The sequence below is a fragment of the Streptomyces sp. MS06 genome (assembly GCF_047200655.1).
GTDB lineage: Bacteria > Actinomycetota > Actinomycetes > Streptomycetales > Streptomycetaceae > Streptomyces.
Map to the genome: position 1 here is coordinate 132,984 of NZ_JBJZOJ010000007.1, position 16,339 is coordinate 149,322.

General features: G+C 74.1%; 11 protein-coding genes and 1 pseudogene. 8 read left to right on the forward strand and 4 right to left on the reverse strand.

Annotated elements, in window-relative coordinates; genetic code table 11:
- Nucleotides 1-9: 9 nt before the first annotated feature.
- Nucleotides 10-1,785, reverse strand: a complete 1,776-nt coding sequence (locus tag ACL02U_RS05600) for an MFS transporter (protein WP_412789511.1) — start codon at nt 1,783-1,785, stop codon at nt 10-12.
- Nucleotides 1,782-2,276, reverse strand: a complete 495-nt coding sequence (locus ACL02U_RS05605) for a MarR family winged helix-turn-helix transcriptional regulator (protein ID WP_412789512.1) — start codon at nt 2,274-2,276, stop codon at nt 1,782-1,784. Before ACL02U_RS05605 ends, ACL02U_RS05600 begins: the two co-directional genes overlap by 4 nt.
- A gap of 403 nt (nt 2,277-2,679) precedes the next feature.
- Between ACL02U_RS05605 and ACL02U_RS05610 the strand changes: the two genes are divergently transcribed.
- The 3 genes from ACL02U_RS05610 to ACL02U_RS05620 all read left to right on the forward strand — a co-directional run bounded on the left by ACL02U_RS05610 (nt 2,680) and on the right by ACL02U_RS05620 (nt 5,484).
- On the forward strand, nt 2,680-3,990 hold the full coding sequence (locus tag ACL02U_RS05610; RefSeq protein ID WP_412789513.1) for a DUF4190 domain-containing protein: 1,311 nt from the start codon (nt 2,680-2,682) through the stop codon (nt 3,988-3,990).
- Nucleotides 3,991-4,138: 148 nt separating this feature from the next.
- Nucleotides 4,139-4,891 (forward strand): GntR family transcriptional regulator, encoded by a 753-nt coding sequence (locus ACL02U_RS05615; RefSeq protein WP_412789514.1) that lies wholly within the window; start codon nt 4,139-4,141, stop codon nt 4,889-4,891.
- 401 nt (nt 4,892-5,292) lie between these two features.
- Nucleotides 5,293-5,484, forward strand: a complete 192-nt coding sequence (locus ACL02U_RS05620) for an SPOR domain-containing protein (protein ID WP_412789515.1) — start codon at nt 5,293-5,295, stop codon at nt 5,482-5,484.
- Nucleotides 5,485-5,687: 203 nt separating this feature from the next.
- On the opposite strand, the pseudogene ACL02U_RS05625 reads toward ACL02U_RS05620, so the two are convergent.
- A pseudogene (locus tag ACL02U_RS05625) lies at nt 5,688-6,096 on the reverse strand (MATE family efflux transporter); the annotation flags it as partial.
- A 142-nt stretch (nt 6,097-6,238) separates the two neighbouring features.
- On the opposite strand from ACL02U_RS05625, the gene ACL02U_RS05630 reads away from it, so the two are divergent.
- The 3 genes from ACL02U_RS05630 to ACL02U_RS05640 all read left to right on the forward strand — a co-directional run bounded on the left by ACL02U_RS05630 (nt 6,239) and on the right by ACL02U_RS05640 (nt 10,470).
- Nucleotides 6,239-6,640, forward strand: a complete 402-nt coding sequence (locus ACL02U_RS05630; RefSeq protein ID WP_412789516.1) for an NUDIX hydrolase — start codon at nt 6,239-6,241, stop codon at nt 6,638-6,640.
- Nucleotides 6,641-6,987: 347 nt separating this feature from the next.
- The gene (locus tag ACL02U_RS05635; protein WP_412789517.1) at nt 6,988-7,449 is read left to right on the forward strand and encodes an ATP-binding protein; all 462 of its coding nucleotides are present in this window, start codon (nt 6,988-6,990) and stop codon (nt 7,447-7,449) included.
- Nucleotides 7,450-7,758: 309 nt separating this feature from the next.
- Nucleotides 7,759-10,470 carry a SpoIIE family protein phosphatase gene (locus tag ACL02U_RS05640; RefSeq protein WP_412789518.1) on the forward strand — a complete coding sequence of 904 codons (2,712 nt, stop codon included), beginning with the start codon at nt 7,759-7,761 and terminating at the stop codon, nt 10,468-10,470.
- Nucleotides 10,471-10,670: 200 nt separating this feature from the next.
- Here the strand turns inward: ACL02U_RS05640 and ACL02U_RS05645 are convergent, their stop codons facing one another.
- The gene (locus tag ACL02U_RS05645; protein ID WP_412789519.1) at nt 10,671-12,335 is read right to left on the reverse strand and encodes a hypothetical protein; all 1,665 of its coding nucleotides are present in this window, start codon (nt 12,333-12,335) and stop codon (nt 10,671-10,673) included.
- 119 nt (nt 12,336-12,454) lie between these two features.
- Between ACL02U_RS05645 and ACL02U_RS05650 the strand changes: the two genes are divergently transcribed.
- A complete protein-coding gene (locus ACL02U_RS05650) occupies nt 12,455-13,630 on the forward strand; it encodes a hypothetical protein (protein WP_412789520.1) in 1,176 nt (391 codons plus the stop codon).
- Between the two features lie 410 nt (nt 13,631-14,040).
- Nucleotides 14,041-16,320 carry an ABC transporter family substrate-binding protein gene (locus ACL02U_RS05655; RefSeq protein WP_412789521.1) on the forward strand — a complete coding sequence of 760 codons (2,280 nt, stop codon included), beginning with the start codon at nt 14,041-14,043 and terminating at the stop codon, nt 16,318-16,320.
- Nucleotides 16,321-16,339: the final 19 nt, after the last annotated feature.

The following is a 16,339-nucleotide window of genomic DNA, read 5'->3' on the forward strand; positions in this document are numbered from 1 at the left end:
CGGCCGGTGTCAGGGGCGTCGCAGCGCCGGTTCCCCGGAGGCGGGGGCCGGGTCGGGGAGCGCGCCGGGGGTGCGGCCGCGGATCAGCGAGCAGGCCGCGGCGGCCAGGGACATCGCGATGGCCAGGGAGAAGACGATGACGAGCCCGTCGTGGAACGGCTGGGTGATCAGGTGGGGGAAGAACTCCCGGCCGGTCAGGTGGGCGGTGGCCCCGGGGGTCAGGTGGTCGAGGATGACCGGGCCGAGCAGGTGCTGGATCGGGTTGTAGCCGAGGAACGCGGCGAACAGGACACCCACCGGAGGCAGCGCGGCGACGTTCTGGGCCGCCGCGTCCGGAACGCCCTGCGCGGTGAGCCCCGATGCCAGGGTGTGCGGAAGGGTGCCGGAGAGCCCGGCCACCATCAGGGAGAAGAACACGCCCATGGAGAGCACCATGCCGGCGTTCTGGAAGGTGGCGCGCATGCCGGAGGCGGCACCCCGGGCGTCCGCGGGCACGCTCGACATGATGACCGAGGTGTTCGGCGCGGCGAACAGGCCGCCGCCGAGGCCGTTCAGCAGGATCAGCGCCGCGAAGACCCAGTAGGAGAAGTCGCCGGGCAGCACCAGCAGTCCGGCGAAGGACACGGCCATCACCAGGAACCCCGCCGCGGCGAACAGGCGTGCGCCGAACCTGTCGGACAGCACCCCGGACACCGGTCCGGCGAGAAGGAAGCCGATGGTCAGCGGCAGCATGTAGATGCCGGCCCACAGCGGGGTGTCGGCGTAGTCGTAGCCGTGCAGCGGCAGCCAGATGCCCTGCAGCCAGATGATGAGCATGAACTGGAGTCCGCCGCGGGCGACGGCGCCGAGCAGGGTGGCCGCGTTGCCGCCGGCGAACGCGGCGTTGCGGAACAGGTGCAGCGGGAACATCGGCTCGGCGACCCGCGACTCGACCACGCAGAACAGGGCGAGCATCCCCGCCCCGCCGACCAGCCCGGCCAGGACCCACGGGTTGGTCCAGCCCATGACGTGGCCGCCGTACGGCTGGATGCCGTAGGTGATGCCGGCGAGCAGTGCGGTCAGCCCGAGCGCGAAGGTGATGTTGCCCCACCAGTCCATGCGCCCCGGCCTGCGGACACCGGTCTCGTGCAGCGACTTGTACGCCCAGACGGTGCCGATCAGGCCGATCGGCACGTTGACCCAGAACACCGACCGCCAGTTCCAGGTGACGAGCGCCCCGCCGAGCACCAGCCCGAAGAACGACCCCGCGATACCCGCCACCATGTTGACGCCCAGGGCCATGCCGCGCTGCCGGGCGGGAAAGGCGTCGGTGAGGATGGCCGCGGAGTTCGCCATCAGCATCGAACCGCCCACCGCCTGCACGATCCGCCAGCCGATCAGCCACAGCGCACCGCCGCCGCCGTGGAAGGGGTCGAGGGAGAGCACCACGGAGGTGACGGTGAAGATCAGGAAGCCGGCGTTGTAGATGCGGACGCGGCCCAGCATGTCGCCGAGCCGGCCGAGGGCGACCACCAGGACCGCGGTGACGAGCATGTAGCCCATCAGCATCCACAGCAGGTAGCTGACGTTGGCGGGTTCGAGCGGGTCGAGCCGGATGCCGCTGAAGATGCCGGGCAGCGAGATCAGCACGATCGAGCTGTTGATGGTGGCGAGCAGGATGCCCAGTGTGGTGTTGGTGAGCGCCACCCACTTGTAGTGCGGGTGGTCCGCGCCGATCCAGGTCCTGCGGCCGGGTCGTCCGGTGCCGGCGGTGCCGGGTATGGGTTCGGTCTCCTCGGTGGTCAATGCGTGCTCCCGGTGGTGGGCCGTTCGGGGAAGAGGTGCGGCTCGGTCTCCTCCTGGAGCATCCGCCGCACGAGCGGGAGCGCGGTGCGCATCGCCGCCGCCAGGGCCTGCTGCTCCTCGTCGGGGAGAGCGGCGAGCAGACCCGCCAGGTGGGCCTCGCGGGTACGTCTGCGCTCGGCCAGGTGGTCCCGCCCGGTGTCGGTGATGGCGACCAGGGAGACCCGCCCGTCGGCGGGGTCGGCGATCCGCTGGGCCAGTTCCTGCCGCTCCAGGCGCTGGACGAGCTGGGTCATCGACGGCTGTGCGACGCCTTCCGCGGTCGCCAGCGCGGTGAGCCGGGCCGGGCCGTCGCGTTCCAGCCGGGCCAGCGTCGAAGCGGCGGTCATGCTCATGCCGTGCCGGTCCGTGACCGCCCTGATCACGCCGGCCGCCACGTCGGCCAGCGCCCGCGCGGTCTGCCGCCGCTCCTCCGGGGTGTTCGAGTGATCCACCCTCCGTGAATATCACATGCCTATATAGGCAGCCTATGAAAATTTCGGTAAGGGAGGTGTGCGCCGGCGGCCGTCCGGTTCCCGTAGCCGCCCTCAACGCTCCGGGCGGGGTGCCCGGACCCGGAGCCTCCACCACCGCCCGCCGCGCCCGCCCGACCTGCTCGCGGGCGGGCGGGACGGGCCGTGCCGCATCGGCTGTGGGCGGCCGTCGCCGGGTGCGATCGGTCGATGGCCGGTGCGCTCACCGTCCGGGCGGTCGCCGCTGCGGCCGGATCACGGCGCCCGGAACGGACCGCTTACCATGCGCCAAGTCGTACGTCAGTTCCGGTGTGCACATGTGTCCCGTACCGGACGACCCCTCGGCCGCCCCGCAGACCAGTCCGAACCAGGAGTACGGCACCCAGTGTCCACACCCCCGCCCGACGGGCCCCCTCAGCCTCCCGCCGAGCCGAACCCCTACCAGGCCCCGCCGCCGCAGGGGCCCTCTCCGGTGCAGGGGCCCTACCCGCCGCAGGGGCCCTACCCCCCGCAGGGGCCCCATCCGGCGCAGGGCACCCCGTACGCGCCGTACGGGGTGCCGTACCAGCCCTGGGCGCAGGGCTACAGCCCCTACAACCGGCGCCCGACGGTCAACGGCGTCGCCGTCGCCTCCCTCGTCCTCGGCCTGCTGTGCTGCCTGCCGGCCGTCGGGCTGGTGCTGGGCGTGATCGCACTGGTCCAGATCCGCCGGCGGGGCGAACGGGGCAAGGGCATGGCCATCGCCGGGTCCGTGCTGTCCGCGGTCGGTCTCGGCCTGTGGATCCTGCTGCTCGCCACCGGCGGCCTGGGCGGCATGTGGGAGGGCTTCAAGGAGGGTGCGCGCCGGCAGTCGAGCCTCTCGCTGAGCAAGGGCCAGTGCTTCGACGCGCCGGGCGGCATGGCGGGCGACCTCCACCGGGCCGACGAGGTGCCCTGCACCGGTAAGCACGACGGCGAGGTGTTCCACACCTTCGAGCTGACCGGCGCTTCCTTCCCCGGCTCGGGCGCGGTCGACGACGAAGCGGGGTCCACCTGCTCCGACCGCGTCGACGACTACGTCATGGACCGCTGGGCACGGACCGACGAGGTCGACGTGTACTACCTCGGCCCGTCCCGGGAGAGCTGGCGCTTCGGTGACCGCGAGGTCACCTGCATCCTCGCCAACAGCGACGAGCACGCCTCCCTGACCGGTTCGCTGCGCCGTGACCGGACCACCCTCGACTCCGCCCAACTCGCCTTCCTGGAGGCGGACCTCGACGTGGAGCGGGTGCTGGACGCGGAGCCCGGCGACCTGCCGGAGAACAACCTGGCGGCCAACCGGTCGTGGGCCGGCGACCTCGGCCGCGCCCTCGCCCGGCAGTCCGCGGCGCTGCGCGGGCGGGACTGGCCGGCCGGCGCGCGCGCCCCGGTGGCCGCCTACGCGAAGGACCTGGACGGTGCCCGCACGGTGTGGGTGAAGGCCGCCGCCGCCCCCGACGCCGACAGCTTCTACGCCCGGTACGGTGCGGGCTGGGACCGGCTGGGCGGCCCGCCGGCCGTCGCCGCGCGCCGCGCGCTGGGCCTGGCCACCTCCCGGCCGACCGACTTCGCGGGCCGGCCGGACGGCGGAGCCGGTTCGGAGGGCGGGGCCGGTTCGGAGGGCGGGGCCGGTTCGGGAGACGGCAGCGGTTCGGGGGAGGACGGTCTCCAGGTGTGATCGCGGGCCGTGGCGGGGAGAAAACGCCTGGCTGAAACCCGTCCCCGCCACATGTCATCACATCGAGTGATTCCTTGGCCTTTGCTTGCCGGGCGGAACCCACGGTTGCCAGGCTGTTGCTGTCTGTACAACCTGATGGGAGCGGCCAGTGACATTCGGTGAGCAACCGGCGTACCTGCGTGTCGCGGGTGATCTCCGCAAGAAGATCGTCGACGGTTCGCTGCCGCCCCATGCCCGCCTGCCGTCCCAGGCCCGCATCCGCGAGGAGTACGGCGTCTCGGACACCGTCGCGCTCGAGGCGCGCAAGGTGCTGATGGCGGAGGGGCTGGTCGAGGGCCGATCGGGATCGGGGACCTATGTGCGCGAACGGCCCGTGCCGCGCCGGATCGCGCGCTCCGGCTACCGCCCGGACGGCGGCGCCACCCCCTTCCGGCAGGAGCAGGCGGACGCGGATGCCCGGGGCACCTGGGAGTCCCGCAGCGAGCAGACCACGGCGAGCACCGCAGTCGCCGAGCGGCTCGGCCTCCGGCCGGGCGACCGCGTGATGTGCACCAAGTACCTCTTCCGGGAGAACGGCGAGGCGGTGATGCTCTCCACCTCCTGGGAGCCGCTCGCGCTCACCGGCCGCACGCCGGTGATGCTGCCGGAGGAGGGCCCCCTGGGCGGCATGGGCGTCGTCGAACGGATGCGCGCCATCGACCTCATCGTGGACAACGTGACCGAGGAGGTCGGCGCCCGCCCCGGCCTCGCGGAGGAACTGCTCGTCCTCGGCGGGGTGCCCGGCCATGTCGTGATGGTCGTCCAGCGCACGTACTACGCCTCGGGACAGGCGGTGGAGACCGCCGACGTGGTCATCCCGGCGGACCGGTACCGGGTCGCCTACCACCTGCCGGTCAGATAGCGCGCCGGTCGGGCGATGGTCCGGCGCGGCCCCGTTGGCGCGGGGCCGGCGCCGGGGGAGCGAAAGGGCGTACGGGCCTCCAGGCCCGTGATCCGCCGCCCGAGGGGGCGTGCGCCTCCGTACCCCTCGGTAGCGTTTCGGTCGTCTTCGCAGGTGGCCCGCCGTGTCCCCGGCACGTCTCCGAGCGGGAGTTGCGCTGCCCGGGGGCGGCGCACCCGTCTCGGTGTGCCCCTCCCGTGCTGGCCGGTTGCGTACCTCTTTGTGAGAACCCGTATCCGCTGTGTGAAGGCAAGGCGTAGGCTCCGGCATATGCGGATTGCGGTTTCCTCAACGGGCGGGGCATGGCGTGGACCGCGGCCGGAGCACGGGCGTGCCGGGGCGGGAAGGAGCGGTGGGGCGCGATGAACGACGGCACGGTCTCTCTTCCCTGGCTCGTGGTCCGGCAGGACGACAACGGCAACCGCTACCGGGTCGGCAGGTACGCGACGCGGGCCGAGGCCCAGAAGATCGCGGACAGCCTCGACTCCCGCGGTCACAAACAGCTCTACTGGGTGGAGCGCATCACGCAGAACGCGGACGGCACCCGCAACTGACCTCCCGCCGACCGCCGCAGGCTCCCTCGCTTGACCGAACCTGCCGTGGAAACGGGTGTCGCCCTGTTCGCGGGCGGCGGGCTGCTCGCCGCGCGCCGCAGCGGCCCCCGTACCGGCCGGCCGGTGGAAGCTGCCCGGCGTTCACGGGGCGGGCAGGCTGTCGGGTGCGGGGTTGGCGGGTGCGGGGTCGTCGGACGCGGCGGCGGAGTTCCTCCGTCGCCCGCCGTCGCGGCCGCCGGTCGTCGGGAGCGCCGTGCGCCGTACGTCCTGGCAACGGCCGCGCACTGCAGGGTCATCGACGCCGCCATGGCCACGCGGATGCCGGGCAGCCCCGACCCCGACAGGCCGTACGCGAGCGCCAGTTGAAGCGTCACCCCGCACGTGGTGATCCGCGCGAGGGCGGGACTGCCGCCGCTGCCCTCGAACGCCCCGCCCAGCACGATGAGACAGGCCAGCAGGACCAGGTACGGCCCCAGGCGCCGGAGGCAGAGTGCGCCGGCCTCGGCCGCCGCGCCTGCACCGCCGAACGCCCGCATGACCCACGGCCCGCCCGCGAGCAGCGCCGCCGGCCGTGAGCCCCAGCTCCCCGGCGAGCAGCAGCGCCTGCCGCCCGGCGCGCGTGACGGGCTGCGAGGAGAAGCGCCGGCCGGCCGAGGCGGTCGCGACCCTGGAAGGGTGAGGCCGGCCCGGCGGACGCGCGCCCGCCTCGTTAAGGTCCTGACCGACCTGGGTTCCGGACGGCGAAGGCGGAGTGATGGCGGTCCTGATCGACACGGTGGCGTGGGTGCGGGTGGAGAACGGCAGGATTCTCTGCGCCAGGCCCCGGGGAAAGGGCGTCTTCTACATCCCCGGTGGCAAGCGGGAAGGCGCGGAGAGCGACCTGGAGACCCTGCTCCGCGAGGTCGAGGAGGAGCTGACCGTGCTCCTCGACCCGGACAGTGCGCTGCACGTGGGCACGTACGAGGCCGAGGCGCCCGATCTGCCGGGAGGCGCCGTGGTGCGTATGAGCTGCTACACCGCGGACTACCGGGGGAGCCTGGCGGTCAGCAGTGAGATCGAGGAGATGGCCTGGTTCTCCTACGCGGACCGTCCGTTGGTCCCACCGGTCGACCGGTTGCTCTTCGACGACCTCAGGGCCGGCGGCGAACTGAGGTGACCTCAGTCCGGCGTTCCGGAGTGTTCGCGTGCGCAGCTCCGGAACGGACGGGTGACGGAGCGGCCACCGGGAGTTGCCCGGAGGGCCGGCGGCAGGAGAAAGCCCGATGAGCCCGCTGCCCGGCTCCGCGGAGCCCCCGGGACGCCGACTCCAGCACTCGGGCCCCAGTCCTCGGGCCCCGGTCCTCGGGCTCCGCCCCCTCCGCATGCCGGTGCCCGCGCGCGCCTGCCCGCCCCGCCCCGGGGAGTTCCACCGGCCGAGGTCCCGGTGCCGCTGCCGCCGCTCGCGGTAGGCCGTTCGTGCCACCGTGACGTCCGGCGAGCGGTACTTCACCCCGTATAGGGGGTATGTGGCTTTTGACGCCAGGAAACGAGACATGGGTGGATGCGCGCGACTGGGAAGTGATCGGCGTGATCGACACGGACGGCGGCTGCGTCGAGTGGACCTTCCCCGCGGAACCCGGTGCCGTGCGCGCCGCTCGCGCGTGCGTCCGGGGCCGGCTGCGGGACTGGGACCTCGACGGGCTCGGCGACCTGGCCGCCCTGCTGGTCAGCGAGTTGGTCACCAACGCACTGCGACACTCCACCGGTCCCATCGGAGTCCGGCTGGTACGCCCCGATGCCCCGGACCGGGGACTGCTGGTCGAGGTCTCCGACCCGCTTCCCGACCCGCCTCGCGAACGCGTCGCCCGGCCCGAGGACGAGAGCGGCCGGGGACTGCAACTGGTGGCGTCGTCCTCGCGCCGGTGGGGCACCCGTCCGGGCGAAGTGGGCAAGACGGTGTGGTTCGAACTGACGATCTCCGGGTGAACCGGAGGTACGTACGGCGGCAGCGGTGACACGGCACGGCGCACGGAGCCGGGCGGCCGCAAGAGGAGTCACTCCCGGTGCGGCCGTCCGCTGCCGTGACTCCGGTGCGGGCCGGTGGACCGAAGAGTGGTTCGACGACGTGTCCGCTGGTTAGAAGAGTGGAAGTGTTCTCGCAGGACGGTCCAAAAAACATCTGGACCGTGCTGTGATCGTGAACACCGTGTCGTGCGGCGCCGTAGTGCTGGATACTGCGGGCAGCCGTTGCCGGTGACCGGTGCCGGACGCGGTGAGCTGGAGGGGACGGTTCGCGTGAGCGAGATACCAGCGAAGGCCACGGAGTCCGAGGACCCGTCGGACGGCGCGAGCAGCAGGGCCGCGGACACTCTCGCGGCCGACGCCACGGACGCACTCGCCCGCGCCGCCGCCGGCGGGGCCGCCACCGGGGGCCGGCCCGGCGACACGCTGTGGCAGAGCAGCCCGCCCGGCTCGATCTACGACTACATCAAAGTCGCGTCCTTCTCCATCGGCCCCGACGGCCTGGTCGACCAGTGGAGCCTGCGGGCCGAGCAGACCCTGGGCGTCCCCGCCGCGCGTGCCGTGGGCATGGACCCCATCGAGGCGTTCGTCGACCCCGACCTGCGCGAGCGCGGGCAGCGCAAGATGGCCGAGATCCTCGACGGCCGGGAGTGGACCGGCGTGGTCCCGTTCCGGGCAACGGACAGCGGCGGAGGGCGCGGCGAGGACGGGATCGCCGAGGTCTACGTGATGCCGACGCGGAACAAGGACGGCGAGAAGGCGGCCGTGTGCATCGTCGTCGACGTGCGCACCCTGCGCAGCATCGAGACCGACCTCGCCGCGTCACAGGCCATTTTCGGCCAGTCGCCGTTCGGTTTCCTGCTGATCGACGCCGAACTCAAGGTGCGCCGCGCCAACGCGCGGTTCGCCTCCATCTTCGGCGGCGTCCCCGACGACCACCGCGGCAGGGACGTCCACGACTACCTGTCCCGGCCCGAGGCCGAACGGGTCTCGGCCACCCTGCGCCGGGTCCTGAAGACCGGCGACTCCATCACCGACATGCACGTCACCGGATTCGTGCCGGGCTCCGAGGACCGCCGGCACTGGTCCGTCAACCTCTACCGGGTGCACAGCGGTTCAGGCCGCCCGATCGGCATCGCATGGCTCGGCACCGACATCACCGCCCGGCGCGCCGCCGCCCGCGAGGCCGCCGCCGCCCGGCGCAACCTCGCCCTCCTCAACGAGGCCGGCGCCCGCATCGGCAACTCCCTGGACCTGGAGACCACCGCCCGCGAACTCCTCGACGTCGCCGTCCCCGGCTTCTGCGACCTGGCCAGCGTCGACCTCTACCAGGGCCTGCTCACCGGCGACGAGACCGCGGCCGGGCTCGCCGACGGCAGCGCCGAGGTGCGCCGCGTCGCCTTCGCCAGCGCCGTCTCCGACGCCCCGTTCCGCGACGGCTCCGGCGAGCCGATCGCCGTCGGCGCCGTCCACCACTACCCGTTCAACTCGCCCAGTGCGGACGCCCTGCGGACCGCCCGGCCGCAGCACCTCCCCGCCGCGGAGGGCGGACTCGTGCAGTCCACGCTGGCCGTGCCGATGGTCGCCCACGACACCGTCGTCGGCCTGGCCCGGTTCGCCCGTACGAAGGGCAGCGAGCCCTTCGGCGACCGGGACCGCGAACTGGCGGTCGAACTGGCCAGCCGCGCCGCCGTCTGCATCGACAACGCCCGCCTCTACCGGCGCGAGCACGAGCGCGCGCTGATCCTCCAGCGCTCCCTGCTGCCCCCCGGCGACCCGGTCGCCGCGGGCCTGGACATCGCCTGCCGGTACCTGCCCGGCAACGCCGCCACCGGACGGCCCAGCGAGGTCGGCGGCGACTGGTTCGACGTCATCGAACTACCCGGCCACCGCACGGCGCTGGTCGTGGGCGACGTCATGGGCCGCGGACTGCGCGCCGCCGTCGCCATGGGCGAACTGCGCACCGCCGTCCGCACCCTGGCCCTGCTCGACCTCGAACCGGCTGAAGTTCTCTCCGCGTTGGACGAGATCGCCCGCGGCCTCGGCACGCCCGGCGGTGTCCAGCAGGCCACCCGCGCCGCCCGCCGGCCCCGCGAGGCCGACCTGTCCGAGGTCTACCTGGCCACCTGCGTCTACGCCGTCTACGACTCCGTCACCCGCCGCTGCACCTTCGCCAACGCCGGCCATCTGCCGCCCGTCCTGGTCGAACCCGGGGAGTCCGCGCTGATGCTGGACGTGCCGCCGGGGATGCCGCTCGGCGTCGGCGGCGAACCCTTCGAGGAGGTGGAGGTCGAACTCCCCGAAGGGGCCCTCCTCGCCCTCTACACGGACGGGCTGGTCGAGTCCCGCGACCACCCCCTGGACGAGGGGCTGCAGGCGTTCGTCGGCGCGCTGACGGACCGCTCCCGCACCACGGCGTCCGGCGGCCCCCGGGCGTCGGCACCGCACGCCGAGTCCGCCGCCAACCTGGAGGACGTCTGCGACCACGTCCTGCACACGCTGGACACCCACCACGGTGAGGACGACATCGCCCTGCTGATGGCCCGGGTGCAGGGACTGCCCGCCGACTCCGTCGGCGACTGGACCCTTCCGAGGGAGCCGCGCAGCGTCGGCCGGGCCCGCGAGTACGCCCGGGCGCAACTGCTCGACTGGGACATGGAATCCGTCGTCGACACGGCGGAGCTCCTGGTCAGCGAGCTGGTCACCAACGCCCTCCGCTACGGCGAGGGCGACATCCGCCTCCGCCTCCTCCTCGACCGCACCCTGGTCTGCGAGGTCTGGGACGCCGGACTGGTCCAGCCGCGCAGACGCCGGGCCCGCGACACCGACGAGGGCGGCCGCGGCCTCCAACTGGTCGGCCTGCTCTCGGCGGCCTGGGGCTCCCGCCGCACCCCGCGCGGCAAGACCGTGTGGTTCGAACTCCCCCTGCCCGACGGCGGGACGGGCCTGCGGGACCCGGCGGAGGCGCTGCTGAGCCTGTTCTGAACCGGCCCGCACCCCCGGCCGATCCGGTCACCCGGTCGGGGCTGCCGTCCCCTGGCCGGTCCGGTCACCCGGTCGGGGCTGCCGTCCCCTGGCCGGTCCGGTCCACCCGGTCGGGGCCGTCCGCCAGCCAGGGGTGCGGGCCGGTCCACCCGGTCCGGCCCGCACCCCCGGCCGGTCCCACCTCCGGGCGGTGCCGGCGGTCAACCGGGGAGGCCGGTCGCGCCGCCGCCGCGCAGGTCCGACGGCGGCTCCGTCTCCGGCCGCCGGTGCCGGTCGCGGGTGGCCGGGCCTCCGAAACCGCGGGGCGGCAGGACGCCGCCGATCAGGGCCCCGGCCGCGCCGGTCTCCTGCCCGGACCGTCCGGGGGCCGGGTTGCCGTGCAGGTGCACATCGCCCTCGGCGAGGTCCCGGGAGGCGCGGGCGAGGTCGTCGGCCTCCACCAGACCGGGCAGACCGTCGGCGTCCAGCAGCGCCCGGGCCGCCGCCAGCCGGGTGCGGGCGTCGGCGCCGACCGCGGCCCGGTGGGTGCCGAGGAAGTCGGCCGCCGCCGCGGTGGTGCTGCGGGCGGTGAGCCGCGCCGCGGCCCCGAGCACCCCGGTCCGGCCGGTGGCGAGGGGAGCCAGGGCCCGCACGATCCGCCGCAGCGCGTCGAGCGGATCGAAGGCCCGCCCGCCGGTCACCTCCTGCCGTACGGAGGCCAGTACGGCATCGGCGTGCATCACCCGGGACCGCAGGGCGCCCGGCGGGACGCCGGGCAGGGCCCCGGGCGCGCGGACCGCCGCCAGTTCGGCCTCCGCACCGGTCAGGACCGCCGGGAGGAGGTCCCCGGCCGAGTCCAGTTCGCGGGCCAGGCGGAACACCGCGGTGAGGAGCACATCCGCCTGCACCACCGCCGCCTCGGCGCACCGCAGTTCGCCGGCGGCGCGGCCGGCGTCGCCCCGGTCGGCCGCCTGCCGGGCGCCGTTGAGCCGGGCGGTGGCGAACACCAGCCGGTCCTTGGCCTGTTCGACGTAGCCCGTGACAGCGGCGCTCGCAGCGGGCGGATACCGCTTGCCCGACTCCTCGAGAAGGGCCTGTGCGGAGCCGGTGCGGGCGGTCTGCGCACGGAAGCGGGCCTCCGCCGCGCCGAGTGCCCGTCCCGGGTCCCGGTCCAGGTCGCGCAACGTGTCCCAGGCGGCCGCCTCCGTGTCCAGCCGGCGTCCGGCCTCCGCACACCGGCCGACGATGCCCGCGAGCGCCTGCCGCCGAGCGGCTTCGCCGGCGGGGACGCCCTCGTCGTACCGCTGCCGGATCCGCAGCGCCGCCGACAGCTCCGCCTCGGCCTCCCGCACCGCCCGGGCGAACGGCTCCACCGCCGGTGCGCCGCAGCACGCCTCGGCGAAGACCAGTTCCTCACCACTCGCCCGCACGCAGTCGTCGGCCTCCACCAGCGCCGCCCGGGCCTGCGCGTCGAGTTCGTCCGGGGTCGGCACGTACGGTCGCGGCAGCAGTACTCCGACCGCGGCCCGCGGGGGAGCCGGCGCAGCGCCCGCCCCCGGTGTCGTCCTGCTCCGTGCCCGCCGGGTGCGCCGCACGTAGGCGTAACCGCCGAGGACGACCGCCGCGCCCGCGGCCAGCAGCGGCAGCGCCAGGTCGACCGGGTCCGTCTCGTCCTGCTGCGCCGCGGCGGCTCCCGCGGCGGGGGCGGTCCGGGTGATCGCAACCGGAGCGTCCGCGGGCGTCGTCATCACCGGCAGCACCAGCCACACGGCCGCACTCGTCCCACCGAGCGCGGCCCAGGCCACCCGCAGGGATATGTGCGACCGGTCGCGCGGACGCGACCGGTCGCACGCCCGGGGGCGCCGCCCGTTCCTGGAGGACGTCACATTCGGGAGCGTATGGCCGGTGATGCGGGGGCGCGACCGGGATGTCCCCGGGGCGGCCCGGCCGGGCCGGGAGCCCGCCCCGCGGGGAAGACGCCGAACGAGTGACAGGGAGGGCCGGGATGGAACGGTCGGAACAGGCCGACGGGCACCGGACGGGGACGGAGGAACACGCCGAGCCGACCGGCCCGGCCGCCCGCTCCGAGGCGGCACCCACCGGCGTGACCACCGCGCCGGAGTCGGCCGGCGGGTCCGGACCCGCCGCACCCGCCCCGACCCGCCCCGGGAGGTGGCGCCGGTGGCGCCGGCCACGCCGCATCGTTCTCGGCGTCCTCCTGCTGCTGCTCCTGCCCCTCCTCGCCACCCAGATCGCGCTGCGCGTCGACTACACCGGCGATCCGGCCGAAGGCACCCTGACCCGCGGCCGGGACGCACTCTGGCTCGGTCACGCATGGGTGGACGGCCGCAAGGACGACGCCGACGTGGCCGCACTGGCCCACCGGCTGCACGGCACCGGCGTCCGCGACCTCTACGTGCACGCCGGGCCGCTGGAGGACGACGGCACGCTCCCGGCGTCGGCCTACCCCCGCGCACGTCGGCTGGTCGCCGCGGTGCACCGGGAGATGCCCGGCGTGCGCGTGCAGGCGTGGCTCGGCGACAGGCTGGCCACGGAGGGGCCGACCGGGATGCACCTGGAACGCGCGGCGACCCGGGACGCCGTCCTCGGCTCCGCACGCGCGGTCCTGGACAGCGGTTTCGAGGGCGTCCACTTCGACCTGGAGCCGTTGCACTCCGGCGACCGGAACTACCTCGCCCTGCTGGACCGGCTGCACCGCGAGACCCGGGCCCGCGGCGTCCCCCTGTCGGTCGCCTCCCACCAGATCGACCCGCTGCCCGGCCTGCACTCCGTCTTCGGGGCGTTCACCGGCCACCCCAAGTGGTGGTCGCAGGAGTTCTTCGGGCAGGTGGCCCGCCGGGTCGACCAGATCGCCGTGATGTCGTACGACACCATGCAGCAGTGGGAGAGCACCTACGGCGGTTACGTGGCCCAGCAGACCGCGCTCGCCCTGGAGGTCACCCCGCCCACCACCGACCTGCTGATGGGTCTGCCCTTCTTCCACGAGGACCGGTTCGGCCACCGGGCCTCCGCCGAGACCGTGCCCGCCGCCGTCCGAGGGGTGCGCCTGGGCCTGTCCCGCACCGACGCCGACCGCGAGCGCTTCGGTGTCGCCCTGTACGTCGACTTCGCGGCGACGGAGGCGGACTGGGAGGCGTACCGGGCGGGATGGGCGCACTGACGGCCACGCCCCGGCACGCGAACTCGGCACGCGAACCCGGCCCGGCGCGTGGACCGCGGCGAACCGGACACGCCGGGGCGATCCGGTAGGGCGACGCTCCGGTGGTCGCCCCGCCGGTGCGCCGGTGCGCCGGAACGTCGGGTTGCCGGATTGCCGGGTCCGGGACGGCCGGCCCTGCGGGGACGCCGGGCACCGGCGCGTGCGCCGGTGCGGGACTCCGCATGCGCCGGAGCGTTCGGCCCTTGCTCCGCACGAGTGGGGTTTCGGCCGCCCGCCGCCGTGTCGCCACCGAACGGCGAATCCTTTCCTCTTCAGTGGGTGCGTAGATCTGATCAACTCCAAATACCGCCAAACGTGATCAGAACTTACCTGTGTCACCGGCGGGAGCCGCTCCCCGGAGGTAACCAGAGATGTCCTACGTCGGCGTCACACCGCGCGCGGTCACGCGCTCGGCCGCCTTCCTCGCCGCGGGTGCGCTCGCGATGACCGTCCTCAGCGGCTGCAGTTCCGGGGACGGGGCCGGCAAACCCCTCGCCGGCGAGGACATCGCCCCGGCCGCGCGTGGTCTGATCGCCGACGGCGGCACGCTGCGCTGGGCCGTGGACGATGTACCGGACACCTTCAACGCATTCCAGGCGGACGCCGACGCCACCACCCACCGGGTCGCGCAGGCCGTCCTGCCGTCCATGTACCGGATGGACCGGAACGGCCGGCCGCAGCGCAATCCCGACTACCTGGAGTCGGCCAAGGTCATCGAGACCGAGCCCAAGCAGGTCGTGCTGTACAAGCTGAACCAGCAGGCCGTCTGGAGCGACGGCCGGGAGATCGGCGCCGCCGACTTCGCCGCCCAGTGGCGCGCCCTGTCCGGCAAGGACTCCGCGTACTGGACCGCCCGCAACGCCGGGTACGACCGCATCGAGAAGATCGAGCGCGGCGCGAACGACCTCGAGGTCCGGGTCACCTTCAAGCGGCCGTACGCCGACTGGCAGTCGCTGTTCTCCCCGCTGTACCCGAAGGAGGTCATGGGCACCCCGAACTCCTTCAACGACGACGCGCGCCGCACGCTGAAACTCACCGCCGGCCCCTTCAAGGTCGCCGAGGTGGACCGCAAGGGCAAGGACGTCGTCCTCGCCCGGAACCCGCGCTGGTGGGGGCACCCCGCCAAACTGAAGAAGATCGTGCTGCAAGCCGTCCCGCGCGACAAGCGGGCCGCCGCGCTCGCCGCCGGCACGGTGGACCTGGCCGAGATCGACCCGAACACCGCCCGGCAGGTCACCGATGCCGCCAAGGGCGCCGCCGGGCCGCTCGCCGGACACGGCGGCGGACACACCGCGGCCGCCGCGCTGCGCTCCTGGGCGGTGACCCACGGTTCCGACGAGGACGCGGCCGACGCCGAGACCAAGGCGAGCGCGAAGAAGGCCGCCACCACCGCCGACGGCAGGAAGCAGCAGGAGCTGCGCGGCTTCGAGATCCGCACCTCCTTCGAACCCGCCTACACCCAGCTCGCCCTCAACGGCGCCGACGGGCCGCTCGCCGACGAACGGGTGCGCCGCGCGGTGGCCCGCGCCCTGGACCGCAAGGAGATCGCCCACCTGGTCCTCGACCCGCTCGGACTGCCCGCCGTGCCGGTCGACAGCCACCTGGCGCTGTCCGGCCAGGCCGACTACGCCGACGGCAGCGGCGCGCTCGGCGGCCAGGACACCGCGGAGGCGCAGGCACTGCTCGCGGACGCGGGCTGGGTGTCCGGCGGCCCGGTCGAGAAGGAGGAGGCGGCCGGCGGGGAGGGCAAGAAGGCCGACGAGTCCGGCGGGGGCGGGAAGAAGTCCGAGGGCTCCGAGAAATCGGGGAAGCCCGAGGCCTCGGGGAAGTCCAAGACCTCGGAGAAGGAGGAGAAGGGGAGCGAAGCGGAGGAGTCCGGCGATGACGACGACGGGACGTACGTCGTCGGCGAGGACGACAAGCCGCCGGCCGGCGCGGGGCGCGCCCTGACCAGCGGCGACAGCGGTCACCACCTCGCGCGGGACGGCCGGCAGCAGGCCGACATGAGCCGGCTGCAGGGCGGTGCGCCCGGCGCCTACGCCCCCAAGGGCACGGCCGCCCCGGCCCAGGCCGGTTCCCGGCCGCTCGCCAAGGACGGCAAGGCGCTGACGCTGCGCTTCGTGGTTCCGGCCGGGCCGGAGGCCCAGTCGCTGCGCACCGTCGCCGACCGGATCTCGGTGATGCTGGACAAGGTCGGGATCCGCACGCGGATCACCAAGGTCCCCGACGAGAGCTACTTCAAGGACCACATCGCCAACGGGCAGTACGACCTCGCGCTGTACTCCTGGCCGGCCTCGGCGTTCCCGGCGACCGACGCGCGCCCGATCTACGCCAAGCCCGTGCCGGCCGCGGACGGCTCGCTGAGCGTGGCGCAGAACTACACCCGCGTCGGCACCGACCAGGTCGACCAGCTCTTCGACCAGGCGATCGGCACACTGGACCGGGACGAGGCCCGGACCCTGCTGCGCAAGGCGGACTCGCACATCTGGGCGGAGGCCGGTTCGATCCCGCTCTACCAGCGCCCCCAGCTCGTCGCCGCACGCAAGAACCTCGCCAACGCGGGCGCGTTCGGGTTCCAGGCGCCGGTGTTCGAGGACATGGGCTACCTCAAGAAGGGCGCCAAGGCCGCGGCGAGCCGGTCCGCGGACTGAACCCGGTCCGCCGAACCCG